Here is a 14,578-nt window from a genome sequence, read left to right as displayed (position 1 = left end):
TCTCCAGAATTCTTGATTTTGGAAGGGGTGATGTCTACTGATTAAAATTGGGGTTGTGGAAACAATTACTGCAAATGGTGCACTCATAATTTCCTGCAGCACTGTTCCTCAAGCTCATACGGTTTTTGACGAAAGAGGCAGGAAACTTGGTAGAATTACAAAAATTTTCGGGCCGGTATCCAACCCATATGTAAAAGTTTACCCTGAGAAGGGAGCACAAACTTTGGCCAATCAAACCCTTATCGGGAAGTTTGTTTATGTAGGTGATGAACATGGTGGACAAAAAGAAAAAAATAGAAGAAGAGGAAATAAGGAAGTGCCCGTACTGCGGAAGCACCCACATAGTTAAGGACTATGACCATGGTGAACTCGTATGTGATGAATGCGGCTCAGTCCTTTCAGACAGAATTATTGACCAGGGGCCAGAGTGGAGAGCTTTTGACATGGAACAGGGTGAAAAGCGCGCCAGAACTGGTGCACCAATGACCTACACGCTACACGACAAGGGTCTTTCCACAGATATTGGCTGGAAGAACAAGGACTCGTATGGCAAAAGCATTCCCACAAAGAACAGAGCGCAGCTTTACCGCCTCAGAAAATGGCAACGACGCATCAGAGTCTCTAACGCGACAGAGCGGAACCTCTCATTTGCCCTCCAAGAACTGGATAGAATGTCTGCATCCCTCAACCTTCCAAAGAATGTGCGGGAGACTGCAGCAATGATATACAGAAAAGCAGTAAACAAGAATCTGATTCGAGGGAGGAGCATTGAGGGTGTCGTTGCTGCTGCTCTTTATGGGGCATGCCGACAGTGTGAGGTGCCGCGAACCCTTGATGAGATAGCATCATGCTCCAGAGTTGGCAGAAAAGAAATTGGAAGGACATACAGATTCATGACACGAGAACTGAAGCTTAAGTTGATGCCCACAAAGCCCCAGGACTACATACCCAGATTTATCTGTGCGCTTAAGCTCAGTGGTGAAACCCAGAATGAAGCATTAAGAATTCTGCAAGAAGCAACCGAGAAGGAACTCACCTCCGGTAGAGGACCGACAGGTGTTGCTGCTGCTGCGATTTATATTGCCTCTATAATTACAAATGAGCGGCGAACTCAGCGCGAGGTTGCAGATGTAGCAGGCGTCACGGAAGTGACTATCAGAAACAGATACAAGGAACTGACAGAAAAGCTTGGAATTAACATTGAAGAGCAGGTATGAAAGGGGTTGCGTTGCTCTCAGGGGGCATCGACTCCCCTGCGGCTCTTTACCTCATGCTGAAAAAGAACTGGGACATGGTAGCAATTCATATGGATAATCAGCCGTTTACGGATTCGCATACAGTAGAAAAATTTGTAAAAATTGTTGAAAGGTTGCGTAGAAATGCGGATATCAGTTTACCTGCGTTTATTGTACCTCATGGGAAGAATCAGGGTGAGATCGCCAGACGATGTACACGCAGGTTTCAATGTGTTCTATGCAGAAGGATGATGTTTAGAGTTGCAAGTGCCTTTGCAGAGAGAGAAGGGGCTAAATTCATTGTTACTGGTGAGTCATTGGGCCAGGTGGCTTCTCAAACGCTCCAGAATATTTTTACAGAACACACAAGTGCTAAATTCCATGTTTTAAGACCTCTTATAGGATTAGATAAGGTAGAAATTGAGAAGATAGCGAGGGAGGCGGGTACATTTGAGATTTCCACTTTGCCAGGAATGTGTTGCACTATAGTCCCAGATAAGCCAGCAACTTCTGCGAGAATTTCAGCGATTCTGGAAGAGGAGAGGAAGCTGGACATAAAAGCCATGGTGAGCGAGGCAGTATGTCAAGCAAGGGAGATTTAGATTTTTACATAGTAAAGCTGTGCAGTGGGAAAACTGCATTTGAGGCACTGCCAAAGAGGGGTATGCGGTTTCGGTTTAATTCACTTGCGGAAAAACTCAGAGAAAACGGGTATAGCGCAGAGGTCTATGGTTCTCTCTTAATTGTGAAGCGAAACTTTGAGACCACGATTTTTCCATCCGGACGTTTACTTATAAAGTGCAATGATGAGCAAGAGGCAAGGGCGGAGGCAGCACGCATAGGAAATCTTATTCTCGAGCTGGGTGGTGGGAACAACAAAGTTCAGAAATAAGTAAGTTCCGATAGGTTTTTATTTGGAGTGGTAATATACCATAAAACTAACAAAACGCAGAGGTGTCGCTGTTGTCCTCCGACGAAAAAATATGTCCAGTGTGCGATTCCAAACTATCGAAAGAAGTAACCAAGTGTCCAATTTGTGGTACAGACCTCACGGTGATTGATGAAAAAGCTCTTGAAAATGTGGACCTTTCCATGTTGAAAGATAAAACCAAAGCGATAGACGATATTTTATCTCTCCTGGAGGAGGAAGAAAAGAAGGTATTGGAAAAAATTGAGAAGAAGGATGAAAGAAAACCAGAACCTAAATTGCCAGAACCAAAGGTAGAGGAAAAGAGAGATGGGAAGAAAGAAGAACCTGAGAAAAAAGATGTAGCTTTGAAGGAAGAGGCAGCAAGGGAGAAAGAGACAAAGGAGAAGATAGAAGAGGCAGAAGATACTAAAAAAGAGGTTTTTTCCTGTCCAGTATGCAATGAGAAAATACCGATTGATGCCAATTCTTGCCCAAAGTGTGGAGCAATTTTCGAGGAGGCCGTGGTCATTATCTGCCCTGTGTGTAAAACTGAAGTTCCAGCAGAGGCCAATTCTTGTCCAAAGTGTGGGGCAATCTTTGTAAGCGAGGAGGAAGCGGCAATTTCAGAAATGTCCTCAGTGCCTGGGGAGGTAGTTGAGGCGGTGAAAGAAGATGTTGGGGAAAAGCCGGAATCGGAGCTGCCCAAGGCAGAAGGAAAGGAAGAGATGCCGGTGATTGAAGAGAAGAAGCCAGAAAAGAAGATTGAGAAGAAGCCAGAGGATATGGCAAGGGAGCTCGCACTTAAGGTCAGCGAAGCAAAGGTGCTCCTTGAGACAATGAGAAAGTTTGGTGTGGAAGAGAAGAAGACGAAGGAGAACATAAGCCTGGCACTGAGTGCAGGAAAGGAAAAGGAGTATGAGAGGGCACTTGCGATTATGGATGCTGCGATTTCTAACGGAAAAAAACTTGTGCTGGAAAAGATTGAAGTTCTTTCATATGAACTGGAAGCAGAGGTCAGAGGGTACTCTAAGATGGGTTGTGATGTAAAGAAAGGGATTGGGCTCTGTGAGCGGGCTATTTTTGCGGTTGAAACAGAGAACTTTGAAAATGCAGTAAAGCTTTATACCCAAGCAAGTGATTTTGCTAAAAAGATCAAGGATACCTTTGAAACCAGGAAAAAGGAGTTTGATAATCTCAATCGCACAATCGAAGAATATGTATCATATGGTGTGCCAGGGGTGAGTGACCTGAAGGCACTCCTTGAAAAAGCAATGACATTTTACTCAAGTATGGAGATTACAGAAGGGGATAAATGCTTGAATCAGGTGCGGGAAAAACTGAAGGAGGCATTGCCTAATTTTGTTTCGAGCAAGATTGCTGAGCAGGCAGCAAAACTGAGGGAGGAAAAACTACTAGGACTGGAAGTGAAAGATAAAATTGAATATCTTAAAGAAGCTAACATGTGTATAAAGAAGAAAGATTATGCACAGGCACTTGTGTGGGTAAATAAGCTCGAGAGAAAGGAGGCATGATTGGTTGGGGCAGATTAAGAGACTTGTGCTGGATGTTCTGAAGCCGTTGAACCCGACAATTCTATCGCTCGCTGAGACCCTTACAAATGTAAAGGGAATTACAGCGGTAACTTGTACAATTGAGGAAGTGGATAGGGAGACGGAAACTGTGAAGGTGATTATTGAAGGAAATGACATTGTTTTCGCCTCTGTAGAAAAAACGATTGTTGACTCTGGGTCTGTGATAAGGTCAATTGATAGCGTGACTATCGGGAAAAAACATCATGAGGAAAAGCAGGTGGTGAAGTAGATGGTGGCAAAGGAAGACGTGATAAACAGGGTAAAGAAAGAAGAAGTGAAACATGTGCATTTGCTGTTTACAGATATTTATGGCCAAGTTAAGGGTCTAACAGTGCCAGCATCCAAGCTTGAAGAAACAATTGAAAAAGGTGCTGGTGTCGATGGCAGTTCGCTCGGACTTGCCCCTGTAGAGGCCTCCGACCTCAGGGTGGTACCAGACATAGAAACATTGAAAATCACGAGCAGGGAGGGCATAAAGACAGCTACATTTGTTTGTAATTTATGCGATAGCAAGCTTAAAAGACACAGTGGAGACCCTCGATTTATCTTGGAAAATGTAATGAAGGAGGCAAAAACAATTGGCTACGATGTTTTTACGAAGCCAGAGCTAGAGTTTTACCTCTTCAAACTCTCAGAGAATGGTCTGCCTACATCTGAATTATTTGATATTGGGAGATACACAGACACATTTCCACTGGACAAAGGAGAGTTTTTGAGGAGAAAAGTGGTGGACACACTCTGGAGCCTCGGAATAGACTATGAGGTCACGCATCATGAAAATGCTTGCGGACAGCATGAGATTGAGCTGTATTATGTGAATGCACTCACATCAGCGGACTGGGTAGTGTTAACTAAGCGAGTGTTGAAAAGCATTGCGATGGAATATGGTGCTTATGTCTCATTCATGCCGAAGCCGTTCAGGGATTTTGCTGGTTCAGGTTTGCATGTTCATCAATATATGAAAAATGAAAAAGGGAATGTATTTTACGATAAGAACGGGAAATGGGAGCTGAGCGAAGTGGCACTGCATTATATTGGCGGTTTGATTGCTCATGCAAAGGAGATTTGTGCGGTGCTGGCTCCAACGGTGAACTCCTACAAACGTCTTGTTCCTGGCTATGAAGCACCCGTATACATCTGCTGGGCTAATGAAAACAGGAGTTCCATGATAAGGGTGCCAGGTGGACGTGGAGAAAGCACAAGAGTGGAACTGCGATGTCCAGATCCCTCGGGCAACATTTACCTTCAGATTGCAGTGATGATTGCTGCGGGCCTCGACGGAGTGAAAAACAAGATAGAGCCACCGGAGCCCCTTGAGAAAAACATGTATGAGCTTTCCGAGACAGAGATAAGAAAGATGAAGGTGGAATGCTTGCCCACAAATCTTTCCGATGCCCTTGACGAGATGGAGAAAAGCAAGATGTTGAAGGAAGTGCTTTCAGAGTTTCTGTTTAAAAGGTTCATTGAATTGAAACGGGCAGAAGCCCTAGAGTATGCAAGATATGTTACTAACTGGGAACGGGAAAGATATCTGCAAATTTAGAGGCATGGAATGAGAATTTATGCGTGTCCACATTGCGGCTCAAGAACCCTAATAAAGAAGTATCTCGTGGAGGGTCCAATCACATATGTGCATGAAAGTTACGAAATCTTCATATGCAAGCAGTGTGGATGGGAGGGCATGCCAATCTCCTTTCGCACAGAGAAGCAATACCGAAAATTCCTAGATGAATTGGGAAAGGAGAAATGCGGGGATAGCTAAGCTTGGACAACGGCGCAGGACTTAAGATCCTGTTGCGTAGGCATTCGCCGGTTCAAATCCGGCTCCCCGCAGGAAACTCTTTTGCTCGCTAGCACTCAAAAAAGATTTACGGATAACACACGGAGGACTGTAAATAGGGTGTGGGTTGGCGGCCTTCAATCTTGTTACTTTGTCACAACTCTGAAAATTCCATTCTCAAAAATTAGTGGGAAATAGTCAGTAGGATGTTTTACACCCCGCATTTTAACGATGCTAATATATCTGCCCACAACCCTTCCACTTCTCTCAAGAGTAATGTGAATCACACCATCTGCAAGGTAATCTTCCACGCCATACTTTCCAAATTTGTTCGAGTCAGGATCCATTTCAGTGATAAGAAAAGTTGTAATTCCAAAGTCCCTCAACTTCTGGAAAAAGTAGAATAGAAAACTTCTTGGGTTCTTTATATCGCTCATAGCATAAATTGCATCGATTGAGTCCACAACTACAATCTTACAGTTTTCATTTTCAACAAAATTTTTCACAATGGTTTCTATGACACTCAGCCAGTCGATTTCTTTATCCTCAGCCTCTAGCATTTTTCGTAGATATCCCATATCAATGATAGAAACAAAGTCCTTCACATTCTCTGGGTTCAGTCCCAACTCTTGGAGATGAAAACATAGGCTTTCCCGCGTTTGCTCTAGCGAAAGATAAAGGGCCTTTTCATGCGTCTCTTTTGCGTGATTATAAATAATATTAAATGCAATAGACGATTTCATAGTCCCAGCGTATCCCGAGAGTAGGACGATGTGCTTTCGAGGTATTCCATACGGCATCTTCTCATCAAGTTCTCGTATGTATGTCTTTATTCCTTTTGGTGTTTGCATAAATTCGCCCCCATTTAGATGACATAAGGTGCATTTATTACTTAACCTTTTTGGAAATGGAAAAAGAAGGCGATGTTTTTAGATATCTCGCAGATACAGAGAGTGAGAAACAACAAATAAGCTTTCGTATAGGTAAAAAACCGCAATAACAATCACAAGGGCAGCCATTATGAGCTTGAAATTGTTTCCAATCTTTATTTTTGCAGCTGAAACTAATATGAGTGGGGTAACAGTTCCAATTGTGAAAAGAAGAGCATTGAGAATCCCTGTCAGGTAGCCACCAGCAAGAAATACTGCAGGAGAGCCCTCAATGAAACACAGAAATGTGGCTGCAATGGCACTTTTGCTACAAACAGAACAGTTTCCCTCCAGAGCCATCATGAAGGTATAGATGCCAACACCGAGCATCACAATGCTGCCAGCAATCCTGAGATAAGGCAGGAAGGCAATCAAAGGAAGGGCAAGCAAAAGAAGCAGAAATCTGGTTCCAAAAATGTATGCGAGTGCTTTCCTTCCACCTCCAGAAAGTAGAAACACTGGCAGGGTACATGCTGAACATACTGAGAAGCCAAGAATGAGTCCGTAGAGATAGAACTCAATGAGCATTTCTCCACCTCAATGAATAGCTGAGTGCTTTTTTCTGACAGGCTTCAATACACCTGCCACACCTGATGCACTCAAAACTATCTGTCTGGCTCTGGGGGTCAATACCCATGGGACAGCGTTTTTGACATGCGCTGCACTTGACACATTTTTCCCTGTTCAGTTTGATACTGATGATTGAAAACCTGTTGAATAGTGAAAGCTGGGCACCAAGAGGACAGATGTATCTGCACCAGCCCCTTGCCACAAAGTAAATTAGAATAAAGAAGACAACGGTGAGTGCAATCTTCATTTCAAAGAATGGGGACATCGGCTCCACATAACCTGGCATGAGGATAAGGGTGGGGATTGTTGCAGTGAGGAAACCGATTGGGCAAATATCTGTAAACACCTTCTCCATGAAAATGTAAGAGAGAAGGAGTGTAAAACCAAAAATAATAAACTTCGCATACCTTGGAACACTGTCCCTCAATTCTCTATGTCTGGTTTTCAGTGCAAAGAGGTCCTGGAGTGTGCCAACAGGACAACCCCATCCACATGTGGCTCTGCCGAAAATAAGTGCAATCAGGAAGACCGCACCAAAAAAGTAGAGGAGTAGGATTGGATTCACAATCACAGCATACTGTTCAGCACCCACTGGGCAAAGTCCCACTGCGGTGGGACAGGCATGGCAGTAGAAGTATGGTAGGGGAAAGCCATAAAAACCAATTACCAAGCCAAGGTTAAGCACCACAAAAACCAGAAACTGGAGGGTGATTCTGTAAGTGCGTAATTTCAATCTCTCACCTATGGCTCATATGAATGGCTTCGTCCAGCACTGTATTGAGTTCCTGGGAATAAACCACGCCCGCCTTGGACCACCAAAGCACCTTATCGCCTGTTTTTACAAGGCACACGGTTGTGGGTGTCCCTAAGGCAGAACCGAGCGTGTAGATTCTCAGCACTTCCATCCCTTGATTTCTCGTTTCAGAACCCATAGTCACATCTAGCACTTTGAATAAAACCTTTCCTTCAAATTTGCCTGAAATTTTACCATCTTGAGTTATAATACCATGGCTTACCATGTCTCTCCACTGTATCTCACAGCCGGTGCATGGAACCTGATGCACATAAATCAGAAGCGGTTTTCCTTCTGCAAGTAAGTCCAGGATCCAATTGGGATGGTTTACTACACTACCATTCGGGTAGATTTCCAGCCATGAAACTGTGAGCGATTTGGGCTGAAGGGCAAGACAACTCCAGCAGGTATTTCCGTTGTAGATGTTACCACCGGCATCCACACTTTTTTCCACAAGACCTTGCTGGGCTGCCAGAACAATAGCAAAAACAAGGAGGAAAAGAATAAGGAGGTTAAGTCCTTTCAGATTTTTTATGAACAGGGCAATTGCAACTCCTGCTAGAATTCCTATGAACAGGGTCATACCTAAAACCATACCGTTGACTGAAGAGGGTTGATTTTGGTCTGGTAGATTAGATTCGGAATACACTTTCAGATGATGAGTTATGTTGAGAGTGTTGTTGTAAGGGTCTCTTGCATAAATTTGGACTGTTTCCGAGAGCGGGACTTCAGCTGTGAAAAAGCCCTGGGATGTGCGTTCAAGTGGATAAAAGGTTTGATTAATAAACACACCTGCCTCAGCTATGCCGGAGTTATCTGTAAGATAGACCTTGAGCGTCATAGTGCTCTCGTTTGTCCTCACACTAAATGCATCCACAAGCTGAGGAGAGATATTGTCTGTTTGTTCTGGTGGAAACACAAAAACTGCAGAGGTTTTTGATGTCGTTTGATTCGAGTTGTCGATAGCAAAAATTGTAATTAGATGCTGGCCTGAATAAAGTGGCATGAAATTTGCAGAGAAATTGCCTCCATGTTCAGTCAGTTCCAGTGTCCCGAACCAATTTTCATGCGAGATGTTACACTCCACATTTTTCACTCCGTAATCGTCTGATACATTTGCATAAATTGTAAGATTCTCTCCGAGTTTCGGATGTTCAGGTTCAAACCAGATGTTTTGAATAACTGGCTTGGCATTTTCCCTAATAATTATCCAATTTGAGTAGAGCACATCACTGCCCAGCAGAATTTCAAAGGAGAGATTGTCTCCATCGCTCGTTGGGGGATTGCCATTGCCTGGGACAAAAACATACTCAAATGTGTTGTTGTCTTGTTTCTGCATCTCAACTGGGAGCCCACATAACCCGTTCAGGCAGAATTGGATTTTAAGCATAGTGACATTTTCGCAGTTTGCAGTAAACTTTATTGTAGCATTAGGTAATGGGACTTCTGGTTCCCATGACACTGTTACCTGAAGAGAGTTGTTCTGTTGTATTGCACCGGCACCACTCACCTCTACCAGCAGAAAGAAGAGGAAAAAGCAAAATAATGAAGGGGGTAAGAGGTTCTTTCTAATCATCTTTCCCATCACTCAAAGTATTTGCGTCTTATGACTGCTGCAGCTAGAATTCCTGCAGCTGAGAGTGGAACAAAGAATACTGGGCTATGTTCTGGAACTGGCTGTGCGGAGAGATTCAGGGTTGAACTCTGGTAAACTTCAGAAAGGTAGTATGTGTATGTACCGCTGTGATAGGTTCTGTCATGGTTCTGGACAAACACTACAACCCAAAGTCGGTCTTCTTCCCAAGTTGAATCAATTGTAAAGTTTTTCTGTAATGTAAGGGTCTGGCCTACACCCACATTAAGCAAATCAGCGCCAAGATTCTTAACCGCATCAAATCTAAGCCAGTAAGTTTTCCCGCCACTCACCACACTTTTGTTTTTGTCCTCGCAGAGCACGAAGTGCACATAGGTGCCATTTGTGGAGGCAGGCAGTGGGTCAAGCACAGTTACCTCAGCATTTACAATGCCATAATTTCCATTGAGGTAGCCGGAAACGGAAATGGATATCGGTGATGCCACACCCAGTCTGAAGTTTATCTTGCTTTTGTAGTCGTTGTATGTTGCAGCGTCGTTTGCGTTTGTAGAACCTCCAACAGTAACATTAACACCATCAAAGAATGTTGTTGGAGTACCTGGTACACCATAATAGTTTGCTCTAGCCGAGCATGAGCCATCTGTGGCTTCATAAGAATCACCCACATGCCACTCAATTATCGCCAGTTGCGTTCTGTTCATCTCATTCGCGAGTCTGTTGAGTGCACCTTCGGCACTGGGACAGTATGTGCACGTGGTGGAAGTAAAGCATTCTGCAAGCACAGTTCTACTTGTGGTGCTTTCTAGCACTGGCGTTTTTACATCTGCTTTTACACCCATATTCGCAATCGCAATCACGCACAGCATTCCAACCAGCAACAGAGCAGTAATCCTATTTTTCATCATCATGGGAATCGCCTCATTACTGGGGAAGTACATGGAAGTAAATAAAAGTATGGTAATGGGAGGGGAATAACATTTAATACCTCCTTTGACAATGTGGGGTTATGAAGGGAATTACACACTTCCTTACTGGCATTGCTGTTGCCACCTGCTTTGCGTCCGCGGTTGAAGCTGCGCTTTTTGAGAAATCGCTCATAATTCTGCTGGGTGGAATCTTTGGAATCCTTCCAGACACCCTGGATTTCCGTCTGACAAGGTATCTGGAGAAACACACCTACGAGGTCGATCCCTACCCAGACCTTGACCCTAAGCCCATAGCAGAAACAATGGCTAAAGCAATCGATGAAGCATGGGAGACAGGGAAGCCAGTAAATGTAAAATTTCATACAATCAAGCATGACCAAGCATACTGGAGACAGTACTTCATAAAAATTGACAAGAAAAACAAAACAATTACTGCAAGAATTGGTGGCTTGATTACCTGGGCTGATGAGCCCCCTCTGCCTGGCTCAGAGCCAGACCCACCAAGAATTGCCACCGCAAGCTTCAAGCCAGACCTTGACTACTTCTACGATGAGGAGTCAAAGGTTTCGATTCTTTCGGGCCCAGACTTTGAGATGCGAAGAGATGGGGACAAGGTCCGGCTTGAATTCATTCCCTGGCACAGACGCTGGACGCACAGTTTATCCCTCGGGCTGCTTTTTGGAGCAATAGGTGCAATTATCTTTTCTGCAATCTATGGTTTCTCAATGATGTCGTTAGTAGTATTCGGTATTATTACAGGTGGATTCTGGGGTCATGTGATAGTGGACTTTTTCGGACTGATGGGCAGTAATCTGTTCCCTCCTTTTACAAAGAAGCGGATTAAAGGTCTGGGACTCTGCCGTTCCTCAGATGCTCTTCCTAACTTCTTCACAAACTACTCGCTACTCATGATAATTATCTGGAACCTGGATGCGTTCTCTCCTTCTCCGAAACTTCACATGCCATGGGTGGATATGTTTTCAGGCATAACTGCGGGCAATCCAACTGCGACATACTGGGTTGGAACAATAAACTATGTAGTTTACTTCATCGTAGTTCCATTGACCCTGATTTATCTTGCAGTTTATTTCCTTACAGGGAAGTACAAGGAGGAACTGAAGAGTCCAGAGGAAAAGGACAGGGAGCGGGCCGTGGAACTTTCTAGCGAGATAAGCGAAGAAGTCAAAATGTGAAAATATGGAACTAGAGCATGCGCAACTCCTGAAAAAGCAGGGATATGGGCTTGTGGGAGAGCACTCGGCAGTGAAACTGTGCCACTGGATGCGACAGAAACTTTTTTACGGAAGGGTGTGCTACAAGGAAGCATTTTATGGAATAAGCACCCATAGATGTCTTCAGATGACGCCAGCTGTCTATTCCTGCACTCAAATGTGTGTTTTTTGCTGGCGGAATCAGCAGTTCACAAAGCAGGAAATTGAGAAACCAGAAGAACCAGAAAAAATCATAGAGGAAGCAATCAGAGTCCAGCGAAAACTGTTGACAGGTTTCAAAGGAGACGCAAGGTGCAATCTTGATTTATGGAAGGAGGCACAGCATCCAAACCAGGTAGCAATTTCGCTTGCTGGGGAGCCAACAATCTACCCATATCTAAGTGATTTAATAGAGGGATTTAAGAGACGAGGATTCACAACATTTCTTGTTACAAATGGGACAATGCCAGATGCATTAGACGCCCTTGATTCTCTTCCAACCCAGCTTTATGTCACTGTTGCCGCTCCAAACGAGGAGGTGTACAGAAAAGCATGTTTCCCGCTGAAAAAAGAGAACTGGGCAAGGATTCAGGAAACACTGAAACTTTTTCCCTCGCTTGATTGCAGGAAGGTGGTGAGGCACACACTCGTAAAGAACTGGAACTTAGGTTGGCCAGAGGATTATGCAAAACTAGACATGATTGCAGAACCAGATTTTATAGAGGCAAAGGCCTATGTATTTGTAGGTGGTTCCAGACAGAGATTGACAATTGAGTGCATGCCTTCCCACAAAGAGATAATGGAATTTGCCACTGCACTTGAAAAAGAAACTAGCTATAAACTAATTGGAGAGAAAGGAGATAGCAGGGTGGCGCTCCTCAGCAGTGGAAAAGTGGAAGCCAGAATTCAGAATTTGTAGACATAGCGGAGGACTTCCAGAATTACCACTGCACCAATGCACATTCCAAGCACTATTCGAGGGTCAATTTTTATAGCCACATCTTCCTCTGCATCAAAGTATCTTATCAAGCCCGCAGCGGAATGGAATCCCTCGCCTTTTTTCTCCTTTGCCATCGGGTTTTAATAGCCAATTGGGTATATATAGATTTCTGATTGTTTATTGTTTCGTGCTGTTGAAGGTAGCGAAAAATTAGATAACTTAATATCTCTCTTGTGCATAAGGGAATTTGGGGTGCAAGATATGGCCCTTGAAAAAATAACAATAGAAAAGGCAAAGGAACTCGCCGCCAAGGCGAATGTAAAACCAGGCAAGGTGAAGGGGACAGAGATTCTCAGGTTTGCAAAAGCAGCTAGTGAGAACATAGAGCTAATAAGTTGGGATGAATTCCAGAAGATACTAGAAAAGAACAAGCTTGCTATATATGCAAGCGGTTCCTGGATGAAAATAATGCGTCAGAAGTAAAACCTTCTCCTAATTTCTATGGGAAAAGAGTGGAAATGCCTGCAGGTCCAGAGGTAAGTTTGGAGACAGATTTCGAGAAAGTTTCCGCAAAAAGAGAAAAGGTCGTCAAAAAGGAGAATGCACAGAAAGAGTATCATATACGAATAAAGGAAAACATTTTAAGAATGTTTGAGACAAAAAATTAGCGGAAAAACCCTTTCTTTTGAGATACAGTATCTCCCATTGTTTTTGCGAGCTCCATAAAAAGTTCACGTTGTCTTGACGTGAGTTTTTTAGGTACAAAAATTGTTGTTTTCACATAAAGGTCACCAAAGCGTCCTGTTCTCAGATCAGGCATTCCTGCACCCTCAACTTTGAAGACGCTCCCATGTTCTGTACCTGGAGGAATGTCAATCTTTGCTTTACCAGAGAGTGTTGGTACTTCGACCGTAGCGCCCAGCACTGCCTGAGGAATTGAAATTGGAAGCTCATAGTATAGATTGTTTCCGTTTCGCTGAAAGAAGGGATGGGGCTTCACAGAAACAACCACATAAAGGTCGCCAGGGGGACCACCCTTGTTTCCGGCGTCACCTTCTCCGGTGAGACGGAGCACAAGACCAGTGTATGCACCTCTGGGAACCTTAATTTCAAGGGTCTGGGTCTTTGTCACCTTGCCTTCTCCACCGCACCTAGGGCACGGCACATCTACGATGTTGCCTTTACCTTTGCATTCTGGGCACTGGCTCACCGAAATGTAATGCGTGTAACCTCGCACTTGAGAAAATCTTACATGGCCAGAACCGTGGCAACTTGGGCATTCTCTCGGCTGGGTGCCTTTTTTTGCACCTGTGCCCTTGCACTCTTCGCACCTCACCTCATGTGGGACATTCACCTTCCTAACACTGCCAGTGTATGCTTCCTCGAGTGAAATTTCAACCGTAATTTCAAGGTCTCTGCCCCGTTCAGGTGAGCCACGCCCCCTCATCCAGGCATCGAATAATGAATCTCCAAAAAAGTCGACACCAAATACTCGTTTGAAAAAGTCAGAGTCGAAGATGTCTTCAAAATCTCTTGCATGGGTGAAATTTTCCCATTTGAAACCGTCAGGCCCAAAAGTATCCTTTACCCCATCCATACCATATCTGTCGTACATTTCCCTTTTCTGAGGGTCTGCGAGGACTTCATAAGCTTCTGAGATTTCTTTGAATTTTTCCTCTGCCTCCTTTGGGTTGTCTCTATTCATATCTGGATGATATTTTTTTGCGAGATTGCGGTAGGCCTTTTTTATTTCCTCCAGAGTAGCATTCCTAGGAACACCAAGAACTTCATAGTAATCTTTCTTTGCCATCTGTTCTTTATAATCTATGGGAGATTATTAAGTTTTTTGCTTTATATGATGTAAGAGGGATGTCACCTCTGGTATATCAGGAGCCGCAACTTATTTATCATTGGAAATCTATTACTGGTATGCCGCAATGATGTAAAACTTACGCCTGATACCATGATGACTGGGTCATAAAGATTTGGGGTGCTAGTATATAAAGCAGCATGGTTCTATTCACAACTCCTAAACCTTAATTTATTTCTAAGAATTCCCTGAATAAAAACGAAGGAGGATGGGATGCATGGCAATCTC

At 43.8% G+C, this 14,578-nt stretch carries 18 protein-coding genes and 1 tRNA gene; 12 read left to right on the top strand and 7 right to left on the bottom strand.

Going from position 1 to position 14,578, the window contains the following annotated elements; translation table 11 throughout:
• Window positions 1-272 precede the first annotated feature (272 nt).
• From QXD64_05890 to QXD64_05855, 8 genes are all read left to right on the top strand, one after another.
• Window positions 273-1,217, top strand: coding sequence for a transcription initiation factor IIB (locus QXD64_05890; GenBank protein MEM3396845.1), 945 nt, complete (start codon window positions 273-275; stop codon window positions 1,215-1,217).
• Window positions 1,214-1,837, top strand: coding sequence for a 7-cyano-7-deazaguanine synthase (locus QXD64_05885; protein MEM3396844.1), 624 nt, complete (start codon window positions 1,214-1,216; stop codon window positions 1,835-1,837). Before QXD64_05890 ends, QXD64_05885 begins: the two co-directional genes overlap by 4 nt.
• Window positions 1,816-2,127, top strand: coding sequence for a hypothetical protein (locus QXD64_05880; protein MEM3396843.1), 312 nt, complete (start codon window positions 1,816-1,818; stop codon window positions 2,125-2,127). Before QXD64_05885 ends, QXD64_05880 begins: the two co-directional genes overlap by 22 nt.
• A gap of 71 nt (window positions 2,128-2,198) precedes the next feature.
• Window positions 2,199-3,677 carry a zinc ribbon domain-containing protein gene (locus tag QXD64_05875; protein MEM3396842.1) on the top strand — a complete coding sequence of 493 codons (1,479 nt, stop codon included), beginning with the start codon at window positions 2,199-2,201 and terminating at the stop codon, window positions 3,675-3,677.
• Between the two features lie 4 nt (window positions 3,678-3,681).
• Window positions 3,682-3,966, top strand: a complete 285-nt coding sequence (locus QXD64_05870) for a DUF211 domain-containing protein (protein ID MEM3396841.1) — start codon at window positions 3,682-3,684, stop codon at window positions 3,964-3,966.
• Window positions 3,967-5,280: a type I glutamate--ammonia ligase gene (glnA, locus tag QXD64_05865; protein MEM3396840.1), complete on the top strand. Its 1,314-nt coding sequence runs from the start codon at window positions 3,967-3,969 to the stop codon at window positions 5,278-5,280.
• Window positions 5,281-5,289: 9 nt separating this feature from the next.
• Window positions 5,290-5,499 (top strand): hypothetical protein, encoded by a 210-nt coding sequence (locus QXD64_05860; GenBank protein ID MEM3396839.1) that lies wholly within the window; start codon window positions 5,290-5,292, stop codon window positions 5,497-5,499.
• A tRNA-Leu gene (locus tag QXD64_05855) sits at window positions 5,486-5,570 on the top strand. Before QXD64_05860 ends, QXD64_05855 begins: the two co-directional genes overlap by 14 nt.
• Window positions 5,571-5,663: 93 nt before the next feature.
• Here the strand turns inward: QXD64_05855 and QXD64_05850 are convergent.
• From QXD64_05850 to QXD64_05830, 5 genes are all read right to left on the bottom strand, one after another.
• The gene (locus QXD64_05850; protein ID MEM3396838.1) at window positions 5,664-6,368 is read right to left on the bottom strand and encodes an ATPase domain-containing protein; all 705 of its coding nucleotides are present in this window, start codon (window positions 6,366-6,368) and stop codon (window positions 5,664-5,666) included.
• A 78-nt stretch (window positions 6,369-6,446) separates the two neighbouring features.
• A complete protein-coding gene (locus QXD64_05845; protein ID MEM3396837.1) occupies window positions 6,447-6,974 on the bottom strand; it encodes a hypothetical protein in 528 nt (175 codons plus the stop codon).
• Window positions 6,964-7,749: a 4Fe-4S binding protein gene (locus tag QXD64_05840; protein MEM3396836.1), complete on the bottom strand. Its 786-nt coding sequence runs from the start codon at window positions 7,747-7,749 to the stop codon at window positions 6,964-6,966. Before QXD64_05840 ends, QXD64_05845 begins: the two co-directional genes overlap by 11 nt.
• 4 nt (window positions 7,750-7,753) lie before the next feature.
• Entirely contained in the window at window positions 7,754-9,385 is a 1,632-nt protein-coding gene (locus QXD64_05835) for a hypothetical protein (GenBank protein ID MEM3396835.1), read from the bottom strand.
• Window positions 9,386-9,393: 8 nt separating this feature from the next.
• A complete protein-coding gene (locus QXD64_05830; GenBank protein MEM3396834.1) occupies window positions 9,394-10,311 on the bottom strand; it encodes a hypothetical protein in 918 nt (305 codons plus the stop codon).
• Window positions 10,312-10,409: 98 nt separating this feature from the next.
• On the opposite strand from QXD64_05830, the gene QXD64_05825 reads away from it, so the two are divergent.
• Both QXD64_05825 and twy1 read left to right on the top strand, forming a co-directional pair.
• The gene (locus QXD64_05825) at window positions 10,410-11,522 is read left to right on the top strand and encodes a metal-dependent hydrolase (protein MEM3396833.1); all 1,113 of its coding nucleotides are present in this window, start codon (window positions 10,410-10,412) and stop codon (window positions 11,520-11,522) included.
• 4 nt (window positions 11,523-11,526) lie between these two features.
• Window positions 11,527-12,459: a 4-demethylwyosine synthase TYW1 gene (gene twy1 / locus QXD64_05820; GenBank protein MEM3396832.1), complete on the top strand. Its 933-nt coding sequence runs from the start codon at window positions 11,527-11,529 to the stop codon at window positions 12,457-12,459.
• On the opposite strand, the gene QXD64_05815 is transcribed toward twy1, so the two are convergent.
• A complete protein-coding gene (locus QXD64_05815; GenBank protein MEM3396831.1) occupies window positions 12,447-12,614 on the bottom strand; it encodes a preprotein translocase subunit Sec61beta in 168 nt (55 codons plus the stop codon). The two genes, twy1 and QXD64_05815, sit on opposite strands and share 13 nt — an antisense overlap.
• Window positions 12,615-12,741: 127 nt before the next feature.
• On the opposite strand from QXD64_05815, the gene QXD64_05810 reads away from it, so the two are divergent.
• Both QXD64_05810 and QXD64_05805 read left to right on the top strand, forming a co-directional pair.
• A complete protein-coding gene (locus QXD64_05810) occupies window positions 12,742-12,963 on the top strand; it encodes a hypothetical protein (GenBank protein ID MEM3396830.1) in 222 nt (73 codons plus the stop codon).
• 35 nt (window positions 12,964-12,998) lie between these two features.
• Window positions 12,999-13,148, top strand: coding sequence for a hypothetical protein (locus QXD64_05805; protein ID MEM3396829.1), 150 nt, complete (start codon window positions 12,999-13,001; stop codon window positions 13,146-13,148).
• Here QXD64_05805 and dnaJ read toward each other — a convergent pair.
• Window positions 13,145-14,290: a molecular chaperone DnaJ gene (gene dnaJ / locus QXD64_05800; protein MEM3396828.1), complete on the bottom strand. Its 1,146-nt coding sequence runs from the start codon at window positions 14,288-14,290 to the stop codon at window positions 13,145-13,147. The two genes, QXD64_05805 and dnaJ, sit on opposite strands and share 4 nt — an antisense overlap.
• Window positions 14,291-14,578: the final 288 nt, after the last annotated feature.

This window comes from Thermoplasmata archaeon, from assembly GCA_038874435.1.
GTDB lineage: Archaea > Thermoplasmatota > Thermoplasmata > Lutacidiplasmatales > SKW197 > SKW197.
This window is presented reverse-complemented; position numbering and strand designations above follow the sequence as displayed.